The 24,579-nt window shown below is 73.1% G+C and carries 25 protein-coding genes; 16 read left to right on the top strand and 9 right to left on the bottom strand.

What is annotated here, in order from left to right; translation table 11 throughout:
• The first annotated feature begins 132 nt into the window (after positions 1 to 132).
• The gene (locus BMY04_RS00345) at positions 133 to 858 is read left to right on the top strand and encodes a Type 1 glutamine amidotransferase-like domain-containing protein (protein WP_091177172.1); all 726 of its coding nucleotides are present in this window, start codon (positions 133 to 135) and stop codon (positions 856 to 858) included.
• On the opposite strand, the gene BMY04_RS00340 is transcribed toward BMY04_RS00345, so the two are convergent.
• The 4 genes from BMY04_RS00340 to mshD all read right to left on the bottom strand — a co-directional run bounded on the left by BMY04_RS00340 (position 825) and on the right by mshD (position 6,420).
• Positions 825 to 2,012 carry an FAD-dependent monooxygenase gene (locus BMY04_RS00340; RefSeq protein ID WP_091177171.1) on the bottom strand — a complete coding sequence of 396 codons (1,188 nt, stop codon included), beginning with the start codon at positions 2,010 to 2,012 and terminating at the stop codon, positions 825 to 827. The genes BMY04_RS00345 and BMY04_RS00340 overlap by 34 nt on opposite strands.
• A gap of 253 nt (positions 2,013 to 2,265) precedes the next feature.
• Positions 2,266 to 3,228 carry an NUDIX hydrolase gene (locus BMY04_RS00335; RefSeq protein WP_091177170.1) on the bottom strand — a complete coding sequence of 321 codons (963 nt, stop codon included), beginning with the start codon at positions 3,226 to 3,228 and terminating at the stop codon, positions 2,266 to 2,268.
• Positions 3,225 to 5,411, bottom strand: coding sequence for an RNA degradosome polyphosphate kinase (locus BMY04_RS00330; protein WP_091177169.1), 2,187 nt, complete (start codon positions 5,409 to 5,411; stop codon positions 3,225 to 3,227). The genes BMY04_RS00335 and BMY04_RS00330 overlap by 4 nt, the downstream gene beginning before the upstream one ends.
• A gap of 64 nt (positions 5,412 to 5,475) precedes the next feature.
• Entirely contained in the window at positions 5,476 to 6,420 is a 945-nt protein-coding gene (gene mshD, locus BMY04_RS00325) for a mycothiol synthase (RefSeq protein WP_091177168.1), read from the bottom strand.
• A 65-nt stretch (positions 6,421 to 6,485) separates the two neighbouring features.
• Between mshD and BMY04_RS00320 the strand changes: the two genes are divergently transcribed.
• A complete protein-coding gene (locus BMY04_RS00320; protein ID WP_139209689.1) occupies positions 6,486 to 7,040 on the top strand; it encodes a hypothetical protein in 555 nt (184 codons plus the stop codon).
• A 192-nt stretch (positions 7,041 to 7,232) separates the two neighbouring features.
• On the opposite strand, the gene BMY04_RS00315 is transcribed toward BMY04_RS00320, so the two are convergent.
• Positions 7,233 to 7,931: a response regulator transcription factor gene (locus BMY04_RS00315; RefSeq protein WP_091177166.1), complete on the bottom strand. Its 699-nt coding sequence runs from the start codon at positions 7,929 to 7,931 to the stop codon at positions 7,233 to 7,235.
• Positions 7,932 to 8,050: 119 nt separating this feature from the next.
• Between BMY04_RS00315 and BMY04_RS00310 the strand changes: the two genes are divergently transcribed.
• From BMY04_RS00310 to BMY04_RS00300, 3 genes are all read left to right on the top strand, one after another.
• Positions 8,051 to 8,305, top strand: a complete 255-nt coding sequence (locus BMY04_RS00310; RefSeq protein WP_091177165.1) for a ubiquitin family protein — start codon at positions 8,051 to 8,053, stop codon at positions 8,303 to 8,305.
• A gap of 426 nt (positions 8,306 to 8,731) precedes the next feature.
• Complete coding sequence (locus BMY04_RS00305) at positions 8,732 to 9,580, top strand: sulfurtransferase (RefSeq protein WP_091177164.1); 849 nt, start codon at positions 8,732 to 8,734, stop codon at positions 9,578 to 9,580.
• A 39-nt stretch (positions 9,581 to 9,619) separates the two neighbouring features.
• Entirely contained in the window at positions 9,620 to 9,922 is a 303-nt protein-coding gene (locus tag BMY04_RS00300) for a DUF1416 domain-containing protein (RefSeq protein ID WP_091177163.1), read from the top strand.
• A 109-nt stretch (positions 9,923 to 10,031) separates the two neighbouring features.
• Here the strand turns inward: BMY04_RS00300 and dtd are convergent, their stop codons facing one another.
• Positions 10,032 to 10,463, bottom strand: coding sequence for a D-aminoacyl-tRNA deacylase (gene dtd / locus BMY04_RS00295; RefSeq protein ID WP_091177162.1), 432 nt, complete (start codon positions 10,461 to 10,463; stop codon positions 10,032 to 10,034).
• A gap of 49 nt (positions 10,464 to 10,512) precedes the next feature.
• Between dtd and BMY04_RS00290 the strand changes: the two genes are divergently transcribed.
• Positions 10,513 to 10,884, top strand: a complete 372-nt coding sequence (locus tag BMY04_RS00290) for a DsrE family protein (RefSeq protein WP_232506005.1) — start codon at positions 10,513 to 10,515, stop codon at positions 10,882 to 10,884.
• A gap of 10 nt (positions 10,885 to 10,894) precedes the next feature.
• On the opposite strand, the gene BMY04_RS00285 is transcribed toward BMY04_RS00290, so the two are convergent.
• Positions 10,895 to 11,926, bottom strand: coding sequence for a ketopantoate reductase family protein (locus BMY04_RS00285; protein WP_198409861.1), 1,032 nt, complete (start codon positions 11,924 to 11,926; stop codon positions 10,895 to 10,897).
• A 37-nt stretch (positions 11,927 to 11,963) separates the two neighbouring features.
• Here BMY04_RS00285 and BMY04_RS00280 point away from each other — a divergent pair, with 37 nt between their 5' ends.
• From BMY04_RS00280 to BMY04_RS00265, 4 genes are all read left to right on the top strand, one after another.
• The gene (locus BMY04_RS00280) at positions 11,964 to 12,458 is read left to right on the top strand and encodes a heme-binding beta-barrel domain-containing protein (RefSeq protein ID WP_091177160.1); all 495 of its coding nucleotides are present in this window, start codon (positions 11,964 to 11,966) and stop codon (positions 12,456 to 12,458) included.
• 40 nt (positions 12,459 to 12,498) lie between these two features.
• Positions 12,499 to 13,488 (top strand): CAF17-like 4Fe-4S cluster assembly/insertion protein YgfZ, encoded by a 990-nt coding sequence (gene ygfZ, locus BMY04_RS00275; protein WP_091177159.1) that lies wholly within the window; start codon positions 12,499 to 12,501, stop codon positions 13,486 to 13,488.
• Between the two features lie 72 nt (positions 13,489 to 13,560).
• Positions 13,561 to 13,752 (top strand): CsbD family protein, encoded by a 192-nt coding sequence (locus tag BMY04_RS00270; RefSeq protein WP_091177158.1) that lies wholly within the window; start codon positions 13,561 to 13,563, stop codon positions 13,750 to 13,752.
• Positions 13,753 to 13,877: 125 nt separating this feature from the next.
• Entirely contained in the window at positions 13,878 to 14,654 is a 777-nt protein-coding gene (locus BMY04_RS00265) for a hypothetical protein (RefSeq protein WP_091177157.1), read from the top strand.
• Between the two features lie 22 nt (positions 14,655 to 14,676).
• Here BMY04_RS00265 and BMY04_RS00260 read toward each other — a convergent pair whose 3' ends face one another.
• The gene (locus BMY04_RS00260) at positions 14,677 to 15,654 is read right to left on the bottom strand and encodes an asparaginase (protein ID WP_091177156.1); all 978 of its coding nucleotides are present in this window, start codon (positions 15,652 to 15,654) and stop codon (positions 14,677 to 14,679) included.
• 170 nt (positions 15,655 to 15,824) lie between these two features.
• On the opposite strand from BMY04_RS00260, the gene BMY04_RS00255 reads away from it, so the two are divergent.
• Together BMY04_RS00255 and BMY04_RS00250 are read left to right on the top strand one after the other, a co-directional pair.
• Positions 15,825 to 16,574 (top strand): HAD family hydrolase, encoded by a 750-nt coding sequence (locus BMY04_RS00255; protein WP_091177155.1) that lies wholly within the window; start codon positions 15,825 to 15,827, stop codon positions 16,572 to 16,574.
• Entirely contained in the window at positions 16,574 to 19,078 is a 2,505-nt protein-coding gene (locus BMY04_RS00250; protein ID WP_091177154.1) for a glycoside hydrolase family 65 protein, read from the top strand. The genes BMY04_RS00255 and BMY04_RS00250 overlap by 1 nt, the downstream gene beginning before the upstream one ends.
• Before the next feature lie 263 nt (positions 19,079 to 19,341).
• Here the strand turns inward: BMY04_RS00250 and BMY04_RS00245 are convergent, their stop codons facing one another.
• Positions 19,342 to 20,784 carry an APC family permease gene (locus BMY04_RS00245; protein WP_332452300.1) on the bottom strand — a complete coding sequence of 481 codons (1,443 nt, stop codon included), beginning with the start codon at positions 20,782 to 20,784 and terminating at the stop codon, positions 19,342 to 19,344.
• Positions 20,785 to 21,070: 286 nt separating this feature from the next.
• Between BMY04_RS00245 and BMY04_RS00240 the strand changes: the two genes are divergently transcribed.
• From BMY04_RS00240 to BMY04_RS00225, 4 genes are all read left to right on the top strand, one after another.
• Positions 21,071 to 21,538 carry a helix-turn-helix domain-containing protein gene (locus tag BMY04_RS00240; protein WP_269766177.1) on the top strand — a complete coding sequence of 156 codons (468 nt, stop codon included), beginning with the start codon at positions 21,071 to 21,073 and terminating at the stop codon, positions 21,536 to 21,538.
• Entirely contained in the window at positions 21,535 to 22,470 is a 936-nt protein-coding gene (locus BMY04_RS00235) for a hypothetical protein (protein ID WP_091177153.1), read from the top strand. The genes BMY04_RS00240 and BMY04_RS00235 overlap by 4 nt, the downstream gene beginning before the upstream one ends.
• A gap of 8 nt (positions 22,471 to 22,478) precedes the next feature.
• Positions 22,479 to 23,291, top strand: a complete 813-nt coding sequence (locus BMY04_RS00230) for an arginase family protein (RefSeq protein WP_198409860.1) — start codon at positions 22,479 to 22,481, stop codon at positions 23,289 to 23,291.
• Positions 23,292 to 23,391: 100 nt separating this feature from the next.
• A complete protein-coding gene (locus BMY04_RS00225; RefSeq protein WP_091177152.1) occupies positions 23,392 to 24,474 on the top strand; it encodes a LacI family DNA-binding transcriptional regulator in 1,083 nt (360 codons plus the stop codon).
• The last annotated feature ends 105 nt before the right edge of the window (positions 24,475 to 24,579 follow it).

The following is a 24,579-nucleotide window of genomic DNA, read 5'->3' as shown; positions in this document are numbered from 1 at the left end:
TCCCGCATCGTCACCCTCGGGACGGCCCCAGGTCCATCGAACGGCTATGCAACGACAGGTGAACATCCGGGGTCGCGCGAGCGCGACCCGGCCCTCCGCGCGGCGGTCGCCGGGAGGTGGGAGGCTGCCTGCGTGGCGGCGCGGCAGGTGGTGGCCCTCGGCGGGGGTGGCTTCGGCGAGGCGGTGGCGGCCGACCGTGGCCTGGAGGACGGGCTGCTCGCGCTGACCGGCCGCGACGAGCCGCGCGTCTGCTTCGTGCCGACCGCGAGCGGCGACGCGGACGCGTACGTGGCGACGATGCAGGACGCGCTCGCCGGGCGGGCGCGGTTCGCCGTGCTGCGGCTCTTCAACCGGGAGGTCGCCGACCTCGACGCCTTCCTGGCCGAGCAGGACCTCGTCTACGTCGGCGGGGGCAGCACCGTGAACCTGCTCGCCGTCTGGCGCGCCCACGGCCTCGACGCCGCGCTGCGGCGCGCGTACGAGCGCGGCGTGGTCATGGCCGGGGTGAGCGCCGGCGCGAACTGCTGGTTCCAGCGGTGCACGACCGACTCCTGGCGCGTCGGCCGGGCCGACGGCCTGCGCGACGGGCTGGGCTGGCTGAGCGGCGGCTTCTGCCCCCACTACCGTTCCGAGCCGGCCCGCCGGCCGCAGCTGCACCGCCTGGTCGACGGCGGGTTCGGCGACACGTACGCGGTCGACGACGGCTGCGCGCTCCACCTCGTCGACGAGCAGCTCGTCGGACCCCTTGCCTCGCGCCCGGACGCCTCGGCCTTCGTGGTCCGCCGGACCGACGACGACCGGGTGGTCGAGGACGAGGTGCCGGCTCAGCGGGCCCGGGACGTCTCCGGCGAGGCGTAGTCGGGCAGCGCGGGTCCGGTGACCGCACGCTCGATGAGCGGCATCAGCGCTTCCATGTCCGGCTCCGGGGCCGCCTCGCCCGGCCCGGGGCCGAGGACGTGCTCGACGTGCATCCGGCCGATCTCCTGGTTGGCGTCGACGTAGTCCTGCATGCGCCGCTGGTAGCCGGCGAACCCGGCCTCCGGGTCCCAGCCGGCGCCCGCCAGCTCACCGGCCAGCAGGAAGGCGCCGACCAGGGCCAGGCCGGTGCCGGCGCCGGACATCGGTGAGGCGCTGTACGCAGCGTCCCCGATCAGCCCGACCCGGCCGCGGGACCACCGGTCCAGCACGACCTGGGCGCACTCGTCGAGGTAGAAGTCCCCCGCGTCGTCGACGTGGCCGAGGATCTCGTCGGTCCTCCAGCCGAAGCCGGCCATGCCCGCGCGCAGCAGGTCCTTCTGGCCCGCCGCGTCGCGATGGTCGAGGGCCTGCGCCGGCGCCGGGAACCACAGCGTGGCGATCGCGCGCTCCGTGTCCTGCACGGGCCGCAGGCCGGCGCAGCGACCTCCCTCCGCGTGCTCGACCAGCCACCGGTCCAGCCCGAACGCGTTCGGCAGGCTGAACCACGCGACCACGAGCCCCAGGTGGCGCACGATCGACTCGTGCGGCCCGAAGGCCATCCTGCGCAGCGAGGAGTGCACCCCGTCCGCGCCGACGACGAGGTCGAAGCGCCGTTGCGCGCCGCCCGCGAACGTCACGTCGACCCCGTCCGCGTCCTGGGCCAGCGCGGCGACCCGGTCGCCGAAGAGGTGCTCGACGTCGTCGCGGGTGGCCTCGTGGAGCACCCGGGCCAGGTCGCCGCGCAGGATCTCGATCTCCGCGACGTACCCGTCGCCGCCCTGGTCCTCGGCGCGCTCGGTGTGCACGACGTTCCCGGTGGCGTCCACCTGCTGCACCCCGGCGGTCCTGGTGCGGGCCGCCTGCACCTGCGCCTCGAGACCCATCCGCCGGACGACCTCCCTGGCCACCCCCCGGGCGTCGACGGCCTGGCCACCTTGCCGCAGGCCGGGCGCCTGCTCCACGACCGTGACCTCGGCCCCGTACCGCCGCAGCCAGTACGCCAGCGCCGGCCCGGCGATGCTCGCCCCCTGCACCAGCACCCTGATGTTCGTCATGTCTCTCCTTCGTCGATCAGCTCCCAGGGCCAGACCGCCCGAGCGACCCGAACTCATCGTGAGGATGACCACCACCGACTCGCGCGCCGACGGACGGAGGAGGAGAGCGTGACGCCGGCCCGCGAGCGCCAGCGAGCCATGGGGCCGGCGTCACGATCGACGACGACGCCGTCGGACCAGAGCGCGAGGCGCGCCGGAGCGAAGCGGAGGCAGAACACACGCGCGTCCGAGCGGAGCGAGGACAGAAGGCGCGTCACGCCTGCGGCCGGTGCCGCTCCAGGGCGTGCACGGAACCGTCCCCCGTCACGTGCGCGACGAGGAACTCGCCGGTGACCAGGGTCGTCGGGGCGATCTCGAGGGCGTCGAGGATGTGGGGGAGCACGGGCCGGTGCACGCAGATCGCCGTCGGGCGCCCGGCCTTGATCGCGCTCGTGCGGATCCTGCGGACGATCTTGGCCACGCCCTTCGGGTCGTCCGAACCCTCCTCCTCGGTGAGACCGGGGTAGGTGTTCACCTTGTGCTTGCTCGCCTCGGCGTACGGCTGCAACGTCGACAGGCAGCGGACGGCGGTCGAGGAGACCAGGCGCTCGACGCCGTACGCCCGCAGCATCGGCACGAGGAGCTTGGCCTGGCGCCGCCCCAGCGCGTTGATGGGGCGGGCGGCGTCCTTCTTGGACCAGTCCTTGCGGTCCATCGCCTTCGCGTGGCGGACGATGAGGAGGGGCGTGGTGACCGGCTGGTCGAGGTACTGCTCGAGCAGGAAGTGGTCCGCGGCGTACGAGAGCCGCCCGAGCGCGGCGCGGACCGGGAGCCAGGCGACGACGTCGACCTCGTGGTCGGGGGCGCGCTTGACGCTGGAGGTGGCCGTCGCGCCCCAGTAGCTGACGCGCTTGATGCCGCTGAGCACCTTGCCGTGCTTGGAGAGGTCCGGCCGTGCCGGCTTGGTCAGGTCGTAGGAGACCGTGTCCAGCGGGACGCCGAGGCGGACGGAGACGCCGGTCTCCTCGAGGACCTCGCGCACCGCCGCGGCGGGCACGGACTCGCCCGCCTCGACCTTGCCCTTGGGCAGCGACCAGTCGTCGTAGCGCTTGCGGTGCACGACGACGACCTCGGTGCCCCGTACCGGGTGCTCCCGGGTGACGACGGCGCCGCCGGCCAGGACGGGCTTGGCCGGGATCACCTGCACCCCGCCCGGCCGCATGACGGAGAGCGTCACGCCGGTGGCTGTTTGCCCATGAGCCGGCGCCGGCTCTTGGAGTTGATCAGCCACTCCTGCATGTCGAGGAGCGGCTTGCCCTCGTCGTCGGTGGTGAAGGCCACCCAGGTGCCGTCGGGCTGGAGCTTCCAGGAGGCGGTGCCCTTGTCGAAGGCCACGTCGAAGAGCTCGCCGATCTCGGCCACGTGCGCCGGGGCGTTGATCGAGGCCAGGACCTCCACGCGGCGGTCGAGGTTGCGGTGCATCAGGTCGGAGGAGCCGATGCCGACCGAGGGCTGCCCGCCGTTGGCGAACCAGAACAGCCGGCTGTGCTCGAGGAACCGTCCGAGGATGCTGCGCACCCGGATGTTCTCCGACAGCCCCTGCGCCCCCGGACGCATCGTGCAGATGCCGCGCACCCACAGGTCGACGGGCACGCCAGCCTGCGAGGCGCGGTAGAGCGCGTCGCTGACCTCCTCGTCGACCAGGGAGTTGACCTTGATCCGCACGTACGCGGGCCGGCCGGCCTCGTGGTGCGCGATCTCGGTCTCGATGCGCTCGATCAGCCCGGTGCGCACGCCGTGCGGCGCCACGAGGAGCCGCTTGTACGACGTCTCCTGGCTCATGCCGGACAGGTGGTTGAAGAGCCGGCCGATGTCGTCGGTGATGATCGGGTTCGCGGTGAGCAGACCCATGTCCTCGTACGTGCGGGCCGTCTTGGGGTTGTAGTTCCCGGTGCCGACGTGGGCGTAGCGGCGCAGCCCGTCGGGCTCGTCGCGCACGACGAGCGACAGCTTGCAGTGGGTCTTGAGGCCCACGACGCCGTAGACGACGTGGCAGCCGTGGCGCTCCAGGCGACGGGCCCACGCGATGTTCGCCTGCTCGTCGAAGCGCGCCTTGATCTCCACCAGCGCGAGCACCTGCTTGCCCGCCTCGGCCGCCTCGATGAGGGCGTCGATGATCGGGGAGTCGCCGGAGGTGCGGTAGAGCGTCTGCTTGATCGCCAGGACCTGCGGGTCGTCGGCAGCCTGCTCGATGAAGCGCTGCACGCTCGTCGCGAACGAGTCGTACGGGTGGTGCAGCAGCACGTCGCGCTGCTTGATCGCCGCGAACATGTCGGCGGGCTGCGCGGTCTCCACCTCGGCCAGGTGCGGGTGGGTCGTCGGCAGGAACGCCGGGTACTTGAGGTCGGCCCGGTCGATGTCGGCCAGCGAGAACAGCCCGCGCAGGTCCAGCGGCCCGGGCAGGGCGAAGACCTCGCGCTCGGTGATGTCGAGCTCGGAGACGAGGATCTCCAGCATCCGCGGGTCCATGTCCTCCTCGACCTCGAGGCGGACCGGCGGGCGACCGACCTTGCGGCGCAGCAGCTCCTTCTCGAGCGCGAGCAGGAGGTTCTCGGCGTCGTCCTCCTCGACCTCGAGGTCCTCGTTGCGCGTGATGCGGAAGACGTGGTGGCTGACGACCTGCATGCCGCTGAAGAGCTGGTCGAGGTGGCGCGCGATGACGTCCTCGAGGGGGACGAAGCGGCCCTCGTCGAGCTGGACGAAGCGCGGCAGCACGGTCGGCACCTTGACCCGGGCGAACTGCCGGACCCCGGTCTCGGGGTTCTTCACCAGCACGGCGAGGTTGATCGACAGCCCGGAGATGTACGGGAACGGGTGCGACGGGTCGACCGCGAGCGGCGTCAGGACCGGGAAGATCCGCTCGGCGAAGAGCACGTGCATGCGCTCGCGCTCGTCGGGACGCAGCTCGTCCCAGTGCAGGATCTCGATGCCCTCGGCGGCGAGCGACGGGCGGATCTCCTCGCCGAAGATCCGCGCCTGCTCCTCCACCAGCTCGCGGGTGCGGTTGAGGATCGCGAGGTGCAGGTCGCGCGGCAGCATCCCGCTCACCCCGGGCACCGCGACGCCGGCCGCGATCCGGCGCTTGAGCCCGGCGACGCGGACCATGAAGAACTCGTCGAGGTTGGAGGAGAAGATCGCGAGGAACTTCGCGCGCTCGAGCAGCGGGACCCGGAGGGTGTCGCGGGCCAGGTCGAGGACGCGGTTGTTGAAGGCGAGCCAGGACAGCTCGCGGTCGAGGAACCGGTCGCCCGGCAGGTCGGGGGCGGGCAGGTCGTCGAGGAGGCTGAGGTCCGCGCCGTCGGTGTTCCGGGTCCCCCCGTCGGTCTCCAGGCTGGGGACCGCCGTGTCGACCACGTCCATCACACTCCTCGTCGCTCGGGACGGCTGATGCTACTCAGCCGAGGTGAACAGCCCGGGCGCGTGATCAGCGATCGCTCGCGGGCCCTGCGGGACCCGGGCCGGCGTACATCACGTCGCGGCTGGACTCGGTGAAACCGTACGCGGTGTAGAGCCCGACAGGCCCGGCCTGGTCGGCCTCGACGTAGAGCTCGACGGTCTCGTCGCCGGCGTCGCGCAGGTGCGCGAGCCCGGTCAGCAGCAGCGCCTTGGCCAGCCCCCGGCCCTGCGCGTCGGGGTCGACGCCGAGCACGTACACCTCGCCCAGGCCGGGCTCGCCGATGGCGTCGTGCTGCTTGGTCCAGTGGAAGCCGAGGACCGGGGCGCCCGGGGCGTCGTCCTCGACCGAGCGGGCGAGGAAGAAACCCGCCGGGTCGAACCAGGGCTCGGCGGTCCGCTCGGCCAGGTCCTCGCGGTCGATCGCACCCTGCTCGGGGTGGTGGGCGAAGGCCCGCGCGTTCACGTGGAGCCAGGCGTCCTCGTCGGCGCCCGGACGGAACGTCGTCACGACCACACCCGGGGGGACGACGGGCGCGGGCAGGTCGGCCAGCGGACGGCGCATCACGAGCAGGACGCGCTCGGCGACCAGCCCGGTCCGCGCGGCCAGGCCGGCGGCGGCGGGAGTGTTCCCGAGCGCCCACACGCGCAGCGGCAGACCTTGCCGGGCGGCCTGCTCGAGGAGGGCGGCGACGAGGCGCCGGCCCACCCCGCGGCGCCGGTACGACGGGCCCACGACCACCTGCCCGGTGCCGTCGGAGGCGAGCTGGCCGTAGCCGACCGCGTCGCCGTCCACCGCGGCCACGAGGTGCCGGGTGCCGCCGCGGTGCGGGTGCCGCAGCGCCAGCACGCCGGCCTCGTTGAGGGCAGGCACGCCGTCGGAGGCGGCGGCCGCCGCGATCAGGTCCTCGACCTGGGCGAACAGCTCCCGGCCCGGGTCGTCGGTGAGGTCGAGCTCGTCGTCACCCGCAGCCATGCCGCGACGCTACCGGCCGTGTACGGCGGACCTGCCCACGGTCCGCGCCCCTATCCTTGGGCGCCGTGGCACAGGCAGGAGCAGGCAGGCGCGGGACCTCCGAGGTCGAGGCTCAGGTCGCCCGCGCGCAGCGGACCATGCTCTTCGTGGCGGTCGGCACGCTGCTCTCGACGGTGGCGCTCGTGCTCGGGCTGCTCGCGCTGAGCGCCGCCTACACGGGTGCGGCCGACAGCACCGCCGTGCCGTGGATCGTCGTCCTGCTGGCCTGCGCGGCGGCCATGGGCCTGCTCTGCGTGGTGCAGGTCCGGCTGTGGAACCTCGCCTGGCGCCGCTGGCTCTCCTCGATCGCCACCGAGCGCGTCGAGCGCACGTCGTGGTGGCTGCACGTCGCCTCGTACGTCGTCGTCGTGCTCGGCATCTTCGCCGGCGTCGCGGCCAGCCACGACGTCGGCTTCGCGGGTGGTGTCTCGACCTTCGCCACGCTGGCCCTGGTCCCGCTCATCGCCGCCCAGGTCCTCGGTGCCGTGCAGCACGTGCGCCGGGACGGCCCGCCCGGGACGGTCCCGACGCACGTCCGGAACCTGTCCGCCCGCATCGAGCGGGCGCGGCACGAGGACTGATCGCTCCTCCTCGCGCCCGGACTGGGCCTCCAGCTCCGGTCTTCCTCCCGCGCTCGCACGCCGCGGTGTTCTCGGCGCGGGTCGGGCATCGTGACGCGACGTGCTCGCTTGGTCGTCCAGACCGGACCCGGCCCAGCCCTTGCCGACGCTCGGAGGAAGTCCTCCTCGCGAGGGCCGCGCCTTCGGCTCCGGCTAGGAGACCCGGCTGGGCTCGCGCCCGGTCTCGTCGGCGGGCGTGACGAAGCGGTAGCCGACGTTGCGCACCGTGCCGATGACGGACTCGTACTCGGGGCCGAGCTTGGCGCGCAGCCGGCGCACGTGGACGTCGACGGTGCGGGTGCCGCCGTAGTAGTCGTAGCCCCACACGTCGCTCAGCAGCTGCTGGCGGCTGAACACCCGGCCCGGGTGCTGCGCGAGGTACTTCAGCAGCTCGAACTCGGTGTAGGTGAGGTCGAGCTGGACGCCGTTGAGCTTGGCGCTGTAGCCGGCCTCGTCGATGACGATGTTGCCGGTCTGGATCAGGGGGTCGGCGCCGGCCGGCGTCACCGGGGTCATGGCGAGGCGCAGGCGCACGTCGACCTCGGCCGGCCCGGCCGTGGCGAGGAGCAGGTCGTCGAAGCCCCAGTCGGAGCTGAGCGCGGCCAGCCCGCCCTCGCTGGCGATCACCAGCAGCGGGGACTCCTTGCCCGTGGTCTCGATCAGGCGGCACAGGGACCGTGCGCCGGCCAGGTCGCGCCGGGCGTCGAGGAGGATCACGTCCGCGGCGGGGGCGTCGAGCAGCGCGGTCGCCTCCGCCTGGGCCACCTTCACCTGGTGGGGCAGCAGCTCGAGCGCGGGCAGGATCTCCGCGGAGGCGTGCATGTCGTTGGTCAGCAGGAGCAAGGTGGCCATGGTGGTCTCCTCGGTCGGTCCGCCCCGTCAGCCGCGTCGCCGCGGCCGCCGGACCGCACCCGGGCCGGTCGCGAACCCCGTGTCGAGGCTGCCCTGGTGCACGGCGGGAGAATATCCCAGTGCCACTGGTGACCATGAACTTCTGGGCGGGCGCCCGGGCGGCCGCCGGGACCGCCACCGAGGCCGTCGAGGCGGGTTCGGTCGCCGAGGCCCTCGCGCTGGTGCTCGAGCAGCACGCCGACGCCCGTTTCACGCGTGTGGTCAGGGCAAGCAGCCTCCTGGTCGACGGCGTGAGCGCCTCCGGGGAGGCCCTCGGGCGTCCTCTCGCCGGGGCCACGACGATCGAGGTGCTGCCTCCGTTCGCGGGGGGATGACCGCGCCCGCAGGCCCTGCCGGGTGTCGGCGAGGTGAACGGCGTGTGAACTACTTCACGCCGATCGAAGGCTTCCCGTCCGCCTGGCGTCTCACTGGTCGGACAGCGATCTCGAAAACCGGGACACGGGGTGCCGCTTCCCGGGCCCGTGGACGTACCGTGGCACCTATGACGTCCGCGCATGTGCTGCCGCTCGTCCGCCGCCGGGCGGTCGACCACGGCCGAATGCGCTCGTCGCTCTGTCGGGCCTGACCTGGGTGCCCTGACCGGCTCGTCGAACCGGCGCTGAACGCGCCGCCCGAGCCCGCGCTCGTCCGGAGCGCACCGCACCCGCGCGCCTGACGCCGAACCCTGGGACCGAGCGCCTCGTCGTGCCCGCCCCGCCCCCGAGCCGTACCCCCGTCGAACCTGCACAGGAGATCACCGCATGAGCACGTCTGAAGTCCTCGTCGACGCCGACTGGGTCGCCGAGCACGCGTCCGACGACCACGTCGTCCTCGTCGAGGTCGACGAGGACACCACCGCGTACGACGGCGGCCACATCGAGGGCGCCGTGAAGCTGGACTGGAAGAAGGACCTCCAGGACCCGGTGCGTCGTGACTTCGTCAACCGTGAGCAGTTCGGCGCCCTGCTCTCCGAGCGCGGCATCGCGAACGAGGACACGGTCGTCCTCTACGGCGGCAACAACAACTGGTTCGCCGCGTACGCCTACTGGTACTTCAAGCTCTACGGCCACGGCGACGTCAAGCTGCTCGACGGCGGCCGCAAGAAGTGGGAGCTCGACGCCCGCCCGCTGTCGACCGAGACGGTCACCCGCCCGTCCACGCAGTACGAGGCGTCCGAGCCCGACCTGTCGATCCGCGCGTTCCGCGACGAGGTCGTCGGCGCCATCGGCCAGGACTCGCTGGTCGACGTCCGCAGCCCCGACGAGTTCGCCGGCCGGCTGCTCGCCCCGGCGCACCTGCCGCAGGAGCAGGCGCAGCGCGGCGGCCACATCCCGACCGCGGTCAACGTCCCGTGGAGCAAGGCGGCCAACGACGACGGCACCTTCAAGTCGGCCGACGACCTGAAGAAGCTGTACGGCGACGCCGGCCTCGACTTCGACGCCGACATCATCGCCTACTGCCGCATCGGTGAGCGCAGCGCGCACACCTGGTTCGTGCTGCACGAGATCCTCGGCCAGCAGAACGTCAAGAACTACGACGGTTCCTGGACCGAGTACGGCTCCCTGGTCGGCGTGCCCGTGGCCGTCGGCGACGAGCCCGGCACCGTCTGACCCCCACCCGTTCCCCCTTCTCCCAGCGAGGTCAACACCATGTGCGGTTCCACCAAGGGCGGCCTGAGCATCGCCGGCGTCGACACCTCCAAGGAGGCGGTCATCCAGGGTCGCGTCCTGCGCGGCGGCGAGCCGGTCGGCAACGCGTACGTCCGTCTGCTCGACCCGTCGGGCGAGTTCACGGCCGAGGTCCCGACCTCGGCGACCGGGCACTTCCGGTTCTTCGCCCACGACGGCCGCTGGACCCTGCGCACCCTCGCGCCGGGCGCCAAGACCGACCGCCAGGTCGTCGCGGCCGTCGGCTCCGTGGCCGAGGTGGACGTGGAGCTCACGGCCGCCTGAGCCCGCTGACAAACCCATGAAGGCATGGGTTCCGGCGCTTGGCACACGCTGCAGGACGTGCTGAGCACCAGGAACCCATGCCTTCATGGGTTTCCGAGGGCGCCCGGGTTCAGGTCGCGGAGTCGAGCAGCAGCGTCATCGGGCCGTCGTTGACGAGGGCGACCTGCATCATGGCCCCGAAGACGCCGGTCTCGACGTGCGCGCCGCGCTCGCGCAGGTCGGCGACGAAGGCCTCGACGAGCGGTTCGCTGACCGGTCGCGGCGCCGCCGCGCTCCACGACGGGCGGCGGCCCTTGCGGGTGTCGGCGTAGAGCGTGAACTGGCTGACCACGAGCAGGGGCGCGGACTCGTCGGCCGCGGAACGCTCGCCCGCGAGGATCCGGAGTGTCCACACCTTCTCCGCGAGCCGTACGGCGTCGGCCGGCGTGTCGTCGTGGGTCACCCCCACGAGGACCACGAGGCCGGGGGCGGGGAGCGACCCGACCACCGCCCCGTCGACCGTGACGCTGGCCGTCGTCGCCCGCTGCACCACCACCCGCACGCGCCGACCCTAGCGAGCGCCGGTCCGGGCGACGCGCGACGATGGGGCGGTGCCCGCGACGCCACGGCCCCTGATGGTCAAGATCACCTGCGGTGCCGAGGCGCCCGAACGGGCGAACCAGGCCTGGACCGTCGCGGCGACCGCGCTCGCCGCCGGCGCCGAGGTCGGCGTCTGGCTGACCGGTGAGGCGGTGTGGTTCGCGGTCCGCGACGCGCAGCCGGACCTGGGCCTGGAGCACGCCACGCCGGTCGCCGAGCTCGTCGCCCCGCTGGTCGAGACCGGCGCCGTCGTCGTCTGCACCCAGTGCGCCGCCCGGCGTGAGCTCACCCAGGCCGACCTGCTCGACGGGTCCCGCATCGCCGGGGCGGCGACGTTCGTCGAGCGGGTGCTCCAGCCCGACGTCCAGGCCCTCGTCTACTGAATCCCTTTGCTCAGGAAGCGTCGGCTGACTCCAGGCCCAGCGCCACCGCCAGCTCGTCGGCGCTGATCTCGCCCGGCTGCTGGCCGCGTGCCGCGGCTCGGCGGACGAGCGAGGCGAGCCGCGTGTTCAGCGGCGCCTCGGTGCCGTGGGCGTGGGCGATCCGGGCGATCTCGCCGTTGAGGTAGTCGGTCTCGACGTTGCCGGTGCCGCGCTGCAGCGACTGCCAGGTCGAGCCGCCGACGTCGTCGGGCACGCCGGGGACGTGGTGCATGGTGAACGCGGCTGCCCGAGCGGCGCTCTCCTCGGCGTCGGTCGTGACCTCGATGCCCGCCGCGTCGAGCACGGCCCGGGCCTCGGCGTCGACCGCGCGGGCGAGCGGGGCCGAGCCACCGCCGGCACCCAGCAGGGCCTGCAGCCCGTTGGCGAGGTTGGAGATCAGCTTGCGGTACTTCCACGGCATCACGTCGGCCGGCAGCGGCACGTCGAAGTTGGCCGCCTCCAGGTCGGCCGCCACCTCGGCGAGCAGCGTGGTCTCCCGCGCCGCCGGCACGGACCCCAGGTGCAGCATCCCCGAACGCGGACCGCCGCGGATGATCACCTCGCCCGGGGTCAGGTGCACCGACGGCAGCCAGAGGCAGACGCCGACCACCCGGGCGAACCAGCGCAGCGCCATCGCCTCCGACGCGACGCCGTTGAGGGCCATCAGCGCGGGCAGGCGCGACCCGGCGGTGCCCTCCGAGCCGTCCCCGCCGCGTACGGGCGCGTCGGCCCAGGCGACGAGCGCGGCCTCCACCTGCTGCGTCTTCGTGGCGAAGACGAGCACGTCGTCGTCGCTCAGGACCAGCTCGTCGGGACCGGCGACGGCCGGCACGCGCAGGGTCACGTCCTCGTCCGGCGTGCGCAGCCGCAGGCCCTCGTTCCGCAGCACGTCGAGGTGCTGCCCGCGGGCGACGAGGACGACGTCGCGGCCGGCCTGGTGCAGGCGGCCGCCGACCGACCCGCCGATGGCTCCGGCCCCGATGATCACGTAGCGCTTCGGCACCGGGCCACGGTATGCGGTGGGCCACTAGGGTTGGGGCGTGCCGTTCGAGATCCCCGATGGGCTGAACCCCGCCGTCAACCGCCTGGCCTGGCTCGTGGGCCGCTGGGAGGGGACGGGCAAGGGCGTCTACCCGGGCACCGAGGAGTTCGACTTCGGTCAGCAGGTCGACTTCGCCCACAACGGCGGCGACTTCCTGCACTACCTCTCGCAGACCTTCGAGGTCGACGCCGACGGGAAGGCCGTGCGGCCGCTGTCGATGGAGACGGGTTTCTGGCGTCCGCAGCCGGACGACTCCCTCGAGGTCGTCATGGCGCACCCGACCGGCTACGCGGAGATCTGGTACGGCAAGATCACCGGCGCCAAGATCGAGCTCACGACCGACGCGGTCGTGCGCACCGCGACGGCCGAGGAGTACACCGCCGGTCAGCGGCTGTACGGGCTCGTCGAGGGCGACCTGCTGTGGACCCTCGACAAGGCGGCCGGCGGTCACCCCCTGCAGAACCACCTCTGGGCGCGGCTCCGCCGGGTCTGAGACCCGGGAAGAATCGGCGTCCGGCGGACGCTGACCCCACATGAACGACGCACGTACGCCCACCGCCGTGGTGGCCCACGAAGGCCCTGACGCCGGTGTCGCGTGGCACTACGGCGACCCGGTCCGCGAGCAGCGGGCCCTCGAGCGCGGGTCCGGCCGGGTCGACCTGTCGCACCGCGGCGTGCTGCGCATCTCGGGGCCGGACCGCCTGAGCTGGCTGCACTCGCTGACCACCCAGCACCTGCTGGGCCTCGCCCCCGGGCAGGGCACGACGACGCTCGTGCTGTCGCCGCAGGGCCACGTCGAGCACGCGCTGCACGGCGTCGACGACGGCACGAGCTTCTGGGCGCACACCGAGCCGGGCGCCGCCGCGGCCGCTGCCGCCTGGCTCGACTCGATGCGCTTCATGATGCGGGTCGAGGTCGCCGACGTGTCCGACGAGGTGGCCGTCGTCTGGAGCGCCGACCCCGAGGTGCAGCACGAGGCGGCCCTGGTCGTGCGTCGGGCGGCCGACTCGCTCGGTGGCGCGGAGCTGCTCGTCCCTCGCGCGCGGCTCGCCGAGGTGCTCGGCGACGGCCCGCTGGCCGGGACCTGGGCGTACGAGGCGCGGCGCGTCGCTGCCGGGGTGGCCCGGATCGGCCTCGACACCGACCACCGCACGATCCCCAACGAGGCGGGGCTGCTGGGCGTCGCCGTGCACCTGGACAAGGGCTGCTACCGCGGGCAGGAGACGGTCGCGCGCGTCCACACGCTCGGCCGCCCGCCGCGCCGCCTGGTCCTGCTGCTCCTCGACGGCAGCGCCGAGCGGCTGCCCGAGGTCGGCTCGGCCCTCGTCCTCGACGGGCGCACCGTCGGGAGGGTCGGCACCTCGGCCCGCCACCACGAGCTCGGCGCGATCGCCCTCGGGCTGGTCAAGCGGAACGTCGACGTCGACGCGACGCTGCTGGCCGACGGCGTCGCGGCCGCGCAGGAGGTGCTCGTCGACCCGGAGGTCGGGCTGCACGTGAGGCCGCGCCTCGGCGTCGGCTGAGGCCCCCTGTGAACCCCCGCCTGTACCCACGTAACGTGGCTGTCACACGTCGGACGACGAAGGGAGCCAGGAATGGGTATCGGCGACAAGATCTCGAACAAGGCGGAGGAGCTGGGCGGCAAGGCCAAGGAGGCCGCCGGCGACGCCACGGACAACGAGCGGCTGCAGGCCGAGGGTCAGGCCGACCAGGCCTCGGGCCAGACCAAGCAGGCGGGCGAGCACGTCAAGGACGCCGCCGGCGACGTCAAGGACGCCTTCAAGTAAGCACGACGTCCTCGTCTCAGCCGCCACCGCACGGTGGCGGCTGAGTCGTCTCCGGGGCGGGTAAGCCACCCCCGGATCCAGCCTGCCGAGCACCCCACCCACCCCGCCGAACCCGAGGACCGCAGATGACCGAACCGACCGCCGACGCGGCCACGCCCGCCGCCGACGACGCCGCCGAGCGTCCCGCGGCCCCGACCGACACCAGCGCGACGACCGCCGACGAGCCGAGCGTGACGCCCGGGAACGAGGCCGCCGACGCCGGCACCGCGCCGGCGGGAGCGCCGCCGGCGAAGAAGACGACCACGCGCCGCACCACGACGCCGCGCACGACGACCGCGCGCAAGACGACGACGCCCCGCAAGGCGACCACCCCGCGCAAGACCACCACGACGCCGCGCAAGACGGCCAGCACGCCCGCGCCGACGCCGCAGTCGGGCGCCGAGACCCCGGACTCGCCGCTCGACGCGCCGAACAACAAGCAGGCGCTGCCCGAGGAGACCGCCGAGCGGCTCACCCGTCGCCCGCGCTCGACCGGCGCCCGCAAGGCGGCGGCCCCGGCCCCCGCGCGCCCGGCGACGATCGACACCCCGGTGAGCGACGTCATCACCGAGATCGACAACCAGGTCGACGCGCAGGGCGACCAGCTCAAGGTGCTGAGCCGTGCGCTGGCAAGCGCGGAGGAGCGTCTGGCCCGGCTCGAGGCGACGGTTCAGACTGCGGCGGCGACCGGGGCGAGCGAGCCGTCCGCGCCGAAGGCCGCGAAGAAGGCCGCGCCGTCGTCGAAGAAGGACGACAAGAAGAGCACCAAGGACGACGCCAAGAAGTCGAAGTCGTCCAAGAAGGACGACGACAAGAAGTCGAAGTCCAAGAAGGACGACAAGAAGAAGAGCAAGAAGAAGTAGTCGGCCGGCGAGGTCCGCCCCGTTACGCCCCGATGCCTGCGAGCGTCGGGGCGTACGGGCGGACCTCGCCCACCGGCCGCCCGCCGCCGAGCACCGGGAACGAGGCCTGCTCGGCCAGGACGTCGGCCTCGAGGCCGAGCCGCTGGAGCACCGCGGCCATGGCGACCGCGCGGCCGCGCGTCGAACCGTCATCGATCTTGAGGGCGACCCCTCGCCCGTCCGGCAGCCCGACGGCGTAGACCGACTCGGCGCCCGCCTTCGCGACGACGCCCGGCAGGCCCTGGTGGAGGGCGAGCTCGTCGCGCCGGGTCCCCGACACGTACGCCGGGTGCGCGCGCACCGCGTCAGCCACCTTCTGCTCCGTCGCCTCCGTGCTGGCCGCCAGGCGGCCGAAGGCCCGCGCGAGCGCGGTGAGGGACAGGGCCCACAGCGGCGCCCCGCAGCCGTCGACGGCGGGTCCGGCCGGCTCCTCGCCGGCCAGGTCGCCCAGCGCCTGCTCGATCGCGCGCTGCACCGGGTGCTCCGGCGCGAGGTAGGTGGCCGTGTCGGCGCCCGAGCGCACCGCGGTCAGCAGCATCGCCGCGTGCTTGCCGGAGCAGTTCATGGCCAGGCGGGACCTGCTGGCGCCTGCGCGGAGCAGCTCCTCCTTGGCCAACTCGTCGAGCGGCCAGTCCGGCGGGTCCTGCAGCGCGGTCTCGTCGAGCCCGGCCAGCGTCAGGATCCGCGCGGCGCCCTCGCGGTGGAAGGGCTCGCCGGAGTGCGAGGCGCACGCCAGCGCGAGCAGCTCGCCCTCGAGGTCGAGACCCGCGCGCACCATCCCGACCGCCTGCAGAGGCTTGTTGGCGCTGCGCGGGTAGACGAGCGCGCCGGGGTCCCCGAGCGCGGCGAGCAGCGAACCGTCGGGCCCGGTCACGGCCACCCGGCCGTGGTGGACGCTCTCCACGAGGCCGTCGCGGACGACCTCCACGAGGATCGGATCGCTGTCGAACGGGCTGGTCACGCGCCCGACCCTAGGACGCCCCGGGGCCCGGCCGTGTTCCTGACCACCACCGGCTCGCGCGCCGGGGCCTGGACGACCGAGCGAGCAGGACACGCTCTTCGTCCTGCGAGGGAGGGAGGAAGGCAGCGGGTTGGAGCGCGAGGCGCGTCCGAGCGGAGCGAGGACAGAAGATGCGTCACATTCCCCCTCTACGCTTCACTCTCGTGGACTGGCACGACTACGACGCTGCGCTCTTCGACCTCGACGGCGTGCTGACGCCGACCGCCGAGGTGCACATGCGTGCCTGGCGCGACCTGTTCACCGACTACCTGACGCTGCGCGGGATCACCGACCGTCCGTACCTCGAGAGCGACTACTTCGACTTCATCGACGGCAAGCCGCGCTACGACGGCGTCCGCGACTTCCTCGCCTCGCGCGACCTGACGCTGCCCGAGGGCGAGCCGTCCGACCCGGCCGACCGCGACACCGTCTGCGGGCTCGGCAACCGCAAGAACGCCTTCTTCGCCGCCGCGCTGGCCACCGACGGGGTGGAGCCGTACCCGGGCTCGGTGGCGCTGCTCGACCACCTCGAGCAGACGGGGACCAAGGTCGCGGTCGTCTCGTCCTCCCGCAACGCACCGGCCGTGCTCGACGCCGCCGGCCTCGCTGACCGCTTCGAGGTGGTCGTGGACGGACAGGTCGCCGCCGAGGCCGGCCTGCCGGGCAAGCCCGCGCCGGACACGTACCTGGAGGGCGCGCGCCGGCTGGGCGTCGAGCCGGCCCGGGCCGTCGTCTTCGAGGACGCGGTGTCGGGGGTGCGCGCGGGCCACGACGGCGGGTTCGGCCTGGTCGTCGGCGTCGACCGCGGCGCCGGGGTGGAGAGCCTCGAGCAGGGCGGCGCGGACCGCGTCGTGCGCGACCTCGCCGAGCTGGTCGACTGATGCGCGGCAGCCACGAGGACACGCCTCCGCTCCACCGTGACCCGCTCGACCGGGTCCGCTTCCCGGTCCGCGACTGGAGCCTCAGCGAGACCGTCTACAGCTCCGAGGACCTCGGCGTCACCGAGACCCTCTTCGCGGTCGGCAACGGCTACCTGGGCATGCGCGGCAACGTGGAGGAGGGGCGCGAGACCTACGCGCACGGGACCTTCGTCAACGGCTTCCACGAGACCTGGCCGATCCGGCACGCGGAGGAGGCCTTCGGCTTCGCGCGCGTCGGGCAGACCATCGTCAACGCTCCCGACAACAAGACGATCAAGCTCTACGTCGACGACGAGCCGCTGCTGCTGCCCGTCGCCGACCTCGAGTGCTACGAGCGCACGCTCGACTTCCGCGAGGGCCGCCTGCGGCGCGACCTGATCTGGCGCACCCCGGCCGGCAAGCGGGTGCAGGTCACCTCGACGCGCATGGTCAGCTTCACCCAGCGGCACCTGGCGATCATGACGTTCGAGGTCACGATGCTGGACGACTCCGCACCGGTGGTGATCTCCAGCCAGACGCTCAACCGCCAGGACGGGCGCGACGAGTACCACGTGCGCTCGGCGGCGATGGGCGAGGGCAACCTCGCCGACCCCCGCAAGGCCGACGGCTTCTCCGAGCGGGTGCTCGAGCCGCAGATGCACTGGGCCGACGGCACGCGGCTGATGATCGGCTACCGCAGCGCGCGGTCGGGCATGACGCTCGCCGTGGGCGTCGACCACCGCATCGAGACCGAGAACGCCTACACCGAGCACATCAGCGCCGACGAGGACACCGGCAAGATGGTCTACCGGGTCAACGCGTCGCGCGGCCAGACGATCACCGTGACCAAGACCGTGGCGTACCACACCTCCCGCGGCGTGCCCGTGCGCGAGCTCAGCGACCGGTGCCGGCGCACCCTGGACCGGGTGCTGCAGCACGGCGTGGAGCGCGAGGTCGCCGCCCAGCGCGACTGGCTCGACGCCTTCTGGGAGCGCTCCGACGTGGTGCTCCACGACCAGCCGGAGCTGCAGCAGGCGGTCCGGTGGAACCTGTTCCAGGTGGCGCAGGCCGCCGCGCGCGCCGAGCAGTCCGGCGTGCCGGCGAAGGGCGTGACGGGCTCCGGCTACAGCGGCCACTACTTCTGGGACACCGAGATCTACGTCCTGCCGTTCCTGTCGTACACCTCCCCGGCGATGGCGCGCAGCGCGATGCGCTTCCGCTACCAGCTGCTCGGCGCCGCCCGGCAGCGGGCGCGCGAGCTGACGCAGGCGGGTGCGCTCTACCCGTGGCGCACGATCAACGGCTCGGAGGCGTCGGCCTACTACGCGGCCGGGACCGCGCAATACCACATCGACGCCGACGTGGCGTACGCGCTGTGCAAGTACGTGGCCGCCAGCGGCGACCACGACTTCATGAACCGCGAGGGCATCGACATCCTCGTGGAGACCGCGCGGATGTGGGCCGACCTCGGCTTCTGGCGCGAGAACGGCGACGGGCGGCGCAGCTTCCACATCCACGGCGTCACCGGCCCGGACGAGTACACGACGGTGGTGAACGACAACCTCTTCACCAACGTGATGGCCCGCTTCAACCTCGACCAGGCCTCGTGGACGCTCGGCTGGATGAAGACCGAGGCGCCGGAGGAGTACGAGCGGGCGGTCGAGCGGCTGCACATCCACGACGGCGAGGCGGCGGAGTGGACCGCGTGCGCCCGGGCGATGTCGATCCTCTTCGACCCGGTGACGGGCATCAACCCGCAGGACTCGCTGTTCCTCGACCGCGAGGTGTGGGACCTCGCGCACACGCCGATGGACAAGCGGCCGCTGCTGCTGCACTACCACCCGCTGGTGATCTACCGCTTCCAGGTGCTCAAGCAGGCCGACGTCGTGCTGGCGCTGTTCCTGCAGGGCGACCACTTCACCGCCGAGCAGAAGCGCGTCGACTTCGAGTACTACGACCCGATCACCACCGGCGACTCGACCCTGTCCGGCGTCGTGCAGTCGATCATCGCCGCGGAGGTCGGCTACGCCGACCTGGCGCTGCGCTACTTCACCAGCTCGCTCTACGTCGACCTGGCCGACCTGCACGGCAACACCAGCGACGGCGTCCACGTCGCGTCGACGGGCGGGGTGTGGAACGCGCTCGTCTACGGCTTCGCCGGGATGCGCGACTACAACGGCGTGATCACCTTCGACCCGCGCCTGCCCGACGGGTGGTCGGGGCTGTCGTTCCCGCTGACCCTGCAGGGCACGCGCGTCCGCGTCGACCTCGAGCCGACGCGCATCGGCTTCGAGGTCGTCGAGGGCACCCAGGTGGAGGTGAGCGTGCGCGGGCACGCCGTCGTCGTCACCGCGGCGAAGCAGGTCTGGGTCCCGCTCGAGGACCAGGGGCCTCGCCTCAAGGGACCCCTCGGCGCCCGCGGCGGCGAGCGTCGTCCGGACGGCACCCTCATCACCGCGAGCGTTCCGCAGGCGACTGTCGTCTGATGGGCGCGCTGCGCCTCGCCTGCGGATCGTGCTCTGACCCGGTGCCTTCCTCCCTCCCGAGCAGGACGAAGAGCGTGTCCTGCTCGCTCGGTCGTCCAGGCACCGGCGCAGGATCCGGTGCCTTCTGCCTCCGCTCCGCTCCGGCGCGGATCCTGCTCTGACCCGGTGCCTTCCTCCCTCCCGAGCAGGACGAAGAGCGTGTCCTGCTCGTCCGGTCGTCCAGGCACCGGCGCAGGACCCGGCGGTGGCTCCCTGTGCTCCTCCTACTTCTCGATCTCCTCGGGGCGCTCGAAGTAGGTGTGGCGGCTGTAGAGGGCGCGGTTGACGACGAAGGTGACCGCCCACAGCACGACGCCGATGCCGAGCAGGACGAGGGCGATGCCGTACTGCTCGGTCGCCCGGCCGGTCCAGGGGCCGACGAGGTAGGCGCACGCGAGAGCGCCGACGACCGGCAGCCAGGTCGGGGCGCGGAAGTGCTGGTGCTCGACGCGCTGCCGGCGCAGCACGAGGCAGCAGACGTTGACCACGGTGAAGACCCCGAGCAGCAGCAGCGCGGTCGTGCCGCCCAGCGCACTGATCTGGCCGACGACGGTGATCAGGCCGACCGCCAGCAGGCTGGTGAAGATGATCGCCACCCACGGCGTACGCCGCCCCGGCAGGACGCGGCCCAGCACCGGCGGGAGCACGCGCTGCCTGGCCATCCCGTACAGCAGCCGGCTCGCCATCAGCATGTTGATCAGGGCGGTGTTCGCGACCGCGAACATGCTGATGAGCGGGAAGACGTCGCCCACCGGCAGGTCGGGCGCTCCCGCGTTGACGACCTTGAGCAGCGGGGCGTCGCCCTCGCCGAGCTCGCCGGCCGGCACGAGGGCGATCGCCGTGATCGACACGAGGACGTAGATCAGTCCGGTGATCGACAGCCCGGTCAGCAGGATCTTGGGGAAGACCCGTGACGGGTCCTTGACCTCCTCGGCCATGTTCACCGAGTCCTCGAAGCCGACCATGGCGAAGAAGGCCAGCGAGGTCGCCGTCGTCACGGCGATGAAGAGCGACTTGTCCTCGGGGGTGTCGAACATGACGACGCGGGAGAGGTCCGCCTTGCCCTGGGTGAAGGCGTAGAAGCCGACGAAGATCACGATCAGCAGGCCGGTGAGCTCCACGCAGGTCAGCACGATGTTCGCGTAGACGCTCTCGGCCACGCCGCGGAGGTTGATCAGGGCGATGACGAGCATGAAGCAGACGGCGAGGACGGTCGTCAGCCCGGCGGAGATGTCGACCTCGGCGCCGCCCAGCCACTCGGCGCGGACCACGTTGACCATCGCCTCGAGGTTGGCCGCGAACGCCCGCGACGCCGTCGAGGCCGACGTGATGCCCGAGCACATGACCGCGAAGGCCAGCAGGAACGTCACGAAGTGGATGCCGAAGGCCTTGTGCGCGTAGAGCGCCGCGCCGGCCGCCTGCGGGAACTTGGTCACGAGCTCCAGGTAGGAGAACGCGGTGACGAGCGCGACGGCGAAGGCGACCAGGAACGGCAGCCAGACGACGCCGCCGACCTCCTTGGCGACGGTTCCGGTGACGGCGTAGATGCCCGTGCCGAGGATGTCGCCGACGATGAACAGCAGCAGGAGCTTGGGTCCCATCACCCGCTTGAGCTCGAGCTGCTCCGAGGTCTCCCCGGGCCGGTCGGCGGTGGTCGTCTGGCTCACGGCTGCTCCTTCGGCGGGCTTGCAGGGGGAGACCAGTGTGGCGGCTGGTCTGTTTCACGTCGAGCCCCGCGCGTTGCGATGGTGTGACGCCCCAGACCCACCCTCGCCCGCCCCGTCGGGCGAATCGCTGAGAGACGCCACCGCATCGGCCCGATCCGTCGTCGTGTGTCAGCGGTTCGTCCGGAACCGGGGGGAGGGAAGGCGCCCCGGGGCGCTTTGAGGCGCTCAGAAGGTTGCGTGCTTCCCCTTGCTTGCTTGTGCTTGCTGCTGCAAGCACACTGGATCCGTGGTGCGGAGGACGGTCGGCGAGCAGCTGGGGTCGGTGGGCGAGCTCATCGCCGACCGGCGGCGGGCGGCCGAGCTGACGCTGCGCCAGCTCGCCGACCTCACCGGCGTCTCGAACCCGTACCTCAGCCAGATCGAGCGCGGGCTGCGCCGGCCGTCGGCCGAGGTGCTGCAGCAGCTGGCGAAGGCGCTGCGGGTCTCGGCCGAGTCCCTCTACGTGCGCGCCGGGATCCTCGACCCCGACGAGCACCCCTCCGGCGGTGTCGAGTCGGCGGTGCTGGCCGACACCGCGATCACCGAGCGGCACAAGCAGGTGCTGCTCGACGTGTACCGCAGCTTCGTCGCCGAGGACGCCGCCGTGCTCGCCGAGCCCCCCGACACCCCGTCCGAGCCCCCCTCCGACGCCGCACCCGACGCAGGCGCGCCGGACCCCGTCGACGCCACCACCACCCCCAAGGAGCAGCCATGACCTCGACGCCCGACGACGACCGTCGTACGACGCCCGCCGAGTCCGACCTCGGTCCCTTCTACGCGGTCGCCGGTCTCGCCGACGTGATCGCCGAGACGTTCCGCGAGACCCTCGCCGAGCGTCAGCGCCGCGCGGAGCAGCGCTTCGCCGAGATCCGCGACAAGCGCCTGGAGCGCGCCGAGCAGGCCCGGGTCAACGCCGACGAGCTGCGCGAGTTCCTGTCCACGCTGCCCGAGCAGTTCCGGGCGCTCCCGGAGACGACGCGGACGCGTCTCGCCGAGCTGCAGCGCCAAGCCGAGGAGCTGCTGGAGCAGTCCCGCGACACCTACAGCTCGCTCGCGGGCCGGGGCAAGCGCGTCGTCGACGAGCGGGTGGGCGAGGTGCGCTCGACCGCGCGCAAGGTCCGCCGCGAGACCGGCGACGCCGCCAAGGACGCGGCCGACGCCGCCGCCGAGACCGTCGAGCCCGTGGTCGACACCGCCGCCGAGGCCGTCACCGACGTGCGGCGGAACGTGACCGGCCGGGCCGCCCGGGCCCGCAAGACCTCCGCCCCGGCGTCCGGCGACGTCACGCCGGAGAGCGCCACGCGCGCCGCCCGGGAGGCTGCCGCGACGGCCGCAACCGGCAGTGCGGAGAGCGACGGCACCAGCGCCGCGCAGGCCCTGGCCCAGGAGCGGGAGGTCGAGCAGGCGGCGAAGAAGGCGGCCACGAAGGCGCCGGCGAAGAAGGCCGCGACCAAGAAGGCTGCGCCGTCCCCGACCGCGGGAGCACCCGCCAAGAAGGCCGCGGCCAAGAAGACGACGGCCAAGAAGACGACGCCGACGCCCGCGGACGTGGCCGCCGCCCACGAGCACGCGACCGACGCCGCCTCTGGTCCCGCCGAACCGGCTCAGCCGGTCGACCCGGTCACGGGCCCGGGCACCGAGAGCTGAACCCTCCCGTGCCCGACCAGGCGGTCGTCCACTTCGCCGGGCGCTCCGGCGACCACAACGACCGCGCGATGGCGGCGGCGCCGTACGTCGCGGCCGCGTTCGCCGAGCACCTCGGGGTGCCCCCGTTCGTCGTGGGGCACCCCGAACCTGCGCTCTCGGCCGGGTGGCACGAGGAGCTCGAGGCCGCTCGCGCGGGTCTCGTGACCCTGGCGGCGACGTTCGACGACCTGCTCGGCGCCGGCCGCACGCCGGTCGCCGCGGTGAACCGCTGCTCCGTGGCGCTGGCGACGCTGCCCGTCGTGGCCCGGCACCGCCCGGACGCCGTGGTCGTGTGGTTCGACGGCCACGCCGACCTGAACACGCCGGCGACGAGCACCACCGACTTCCTGGGCGGGCTCGCCCTGTCCGGCCCGCTCGGCCTGTGGGACTCCGGCCTGGGCGCCGGCCTGGCCGCCGAGCGGGCGGTGCTCGCCGGGGCCCGTGACATCGATCCCGCCGAACGGGAGCTCCTCGACGCGGGCGGCGTGACGCTCGTGGCCCCGGGGCCGGGCTTCGCGGAGCGCCTGGCCACGGTGGTCGGCGGCCGCCCGGTCTTCGTGCACGTCGACTGCGACGTGCTCGAGCCGGGCACGGTGCCGACCGACTACCGGGTGCCGGACGGCCTGACGCTGGACGACCTCGCCGGGGCCCTGGCCGCGCTGGCGCGCGGTGAGGTCGTCGGGCTCGAGGTCGCCGAGCTGGAGACGGCCGCGACCGAGGACGGCACCCGGGCGGCGGCCCGGCGCCTGGTCGACGCCGTGGCCCCGCTGCTCGCCCGCTGAGCCCGCGCCCCGCCCGCGCTGTTCCCGCGATGACCGGCGCTCCGGCCCGGTCGCGCTCGGGTGGGGGTCCGCGAGGGGCACGACGGCTACGCTGCTCCTCATGCCCGCCGACCCGGCCGGAGGCGTGACGACCACCCGAGCCACGCTCGCCGAGGTCGCGGAGCGCGCCGGCGTCTCCGTCTCCACCGTCTCCAAGGTGCTCAACGGCCGGGCCGGCGTCTCGGAGGACACCAGGGCCAAGATCGAGGCGCTGCTCTCCGACCACAGCTACAACCCGCGCAACCCCGGACCCAACCACGCGCCGCTCATCGAGGTCCTCTGCTTCGAGATCGACAGCTCCTGGGCGAGCGAGGCGCTCGCGTCGATCGAGCGGGTCGCGCGCCGGCGCGGCGTCGGCGTCGTGGTCTCCGGCACCAACGACCGCGACAAGCCCGACCCCGGCTGGATCGACGGGGTGCTGAACCGGCGCCCCGTGGGCGCGGTGCTCGTCTCCACGAACCTGACCGGCGAGCAGATGCAGCAGCTCCGCTCGCGGAACATCCCCTTCGTCGTGCTCGGGCCGACCGGCGACGTCCCTCCTGAGGTGCCGACGATCGGCTCGGCCGACTGGAGCGGGGCGTACGCCGCGACCCGGCACCTGGTCGGGCTCGGGCACCGCGAGATCGCGATCATCACCGGGCCCGAGGACATGATGGCCGCCACCGCGCGCCTGTCGGGCTTCCGCGCCGCGCTCGAGTCGGCGGGCCTGGAGCTGCGGCCCGAGCATCTCCGCCACGGCGGCTTCCACCACGCCGACGGCATCGAGCAGGGGCGGGCGCTCCTCACCCTCGCGCACCCGCCGACCGCGGTCTTCGCGTCCTCCGACGTGCACGCGCTCGGGGTGTACGAGGCCGCCCGGGCCCTGGGGGTGTCCGTCCCGGGCCAGCTCTCGGTGGTCGGCTTCGACGACGTGAAGGTGGCGCAGTGGGCGGGCCCTGCGCTCACCACCGTCCGGGTGCCGATCGCCGACATGGCGGCCGAGGCCGTCGAGCTGGTGCTGGAACCGCGCGCGGGCACCGCCTCCGGGGCGAGCCGCATCGACATGGCGACGACGCTCATCGTCCGCGACAGCACCGCTCCACCCGGTTCTACGAAACTTTCTGAAATCACGAAGAAACTTGACGCCTCCGGAGTGCGCAAGTAGCGTCGCCGTCACGCGGCGGGTTGCTCGAGCGCAACCCCGCGGAGGACGACGCCGACGAGGTCCGGCCCCCTGCGGGGCTTCCCGCGCCGGCAGGTTCGACACGGG

The organism is Microlunatus flavus (genome assembly GCF_900110855.1).
In the GTDB taxonomy this organism is placed as follows: Bacteria; Actinomycetota; Actinomycetes; order Propionibacteriales; family Propionibacteriaceae; genus Microlunatus; species Microlunatus flavus.
The sequence above is the reverse complement of the archived record's forward strand: the minus strand, read 5'-3'. Positions and strand labels throughout refer to the sequence as shown.

Bases quoted from the DNA above. Each gene is read 5' to 3' on its own strand.
- BMY04_RS00340 (WP_091177171.1), bottom strand. From the start codon at position 2,012: ATGACGAACATCAGGGTGCTGGTGCAGGGGGCGAGCATCGCCGGGCCG.
- BMY04_RS00330 (WP_091177169.1), bottom strand. From the start codon at position 5,411: ATGGACGTGGTCGACACGGCGGTCCCCAGCCTGGAGACCGACGGGGGG.
- BMY04_RS00315 (WP_091177166.1), bottom strand. From the start codon at position 7,931: ATGGCCACCTTGCTCCTGCTGACCAACGACATGCACGCCTCCGCGGAG.
- BMY04_RS00225 (WP_091177152.1), top strand. From the start codon at position 23,392: ATGCCCGCCGACCCGGCCGGAGGCGTGACGACCACCCGAGCCACGCTC.
- BMY04_RS00265 (WP_091177157.1), top strand. From the start codon at position 13,878: ATGACCGAACCGACCGCCGACGCGGCCACGCCCGCCGCCGACGACGCC.
- BMY04_RS00255 (WP_091177155.1), top strand. From the start codon at position 15,825: ATGCGTCACATTCCCCCTCTACGCTTCACTCTCGTGGACTGGCACGAC.
- BMY04_RS00300 (WP_091177163.1), top strand. From the start codon at position 9,620: ATGTGCGGTTCCACCAAGGGCGGCCTGAGCATCGCCGGCGTCGACACC.
- BMY04_RS00250 (WP_091177154.1), top strand. From the start codon at position 16,574: ATGCGCGGCAGCCACGAGGACACGCCTCCGCTCCACCGTGACCCGCTC.
- BMY04_RS00235 (WP_091177153.1), top strand. From the start codon at position 21,535: ATGACCTCGACGCCCGACGACGACCGTCGTACGACGCCCGCCGAGTCC.
- mshD (WP_091177168.1), bottom strand. From the start codon at position 6,420: ATGGCTGCGGGTGACGACGAGCTCGACCTCACCGACGACCCGGGCCGG.
- BMY04_RS00305 (WP_091177164.1), top strand. From the start codon at position 8,732: ATGAGCACGTCTGAAGTCCTCGTCGACGCCGACTGGGTCGCCGAGCAC.
- ygfZ (WP_091177159.1), top strand. From the start codon at position 12,499: ATGAACGACGCACGTACGCCCACCGCCGTGGTGGCCCACGAAGGCCCT.
- BMY04_RS00270 (WP_091177158.1), top strand. From the start codon at position 13,561: ATGGGTATCGGCGACAAGATCTCGAACAAGGCGGAGGAGCTGGGCGGC.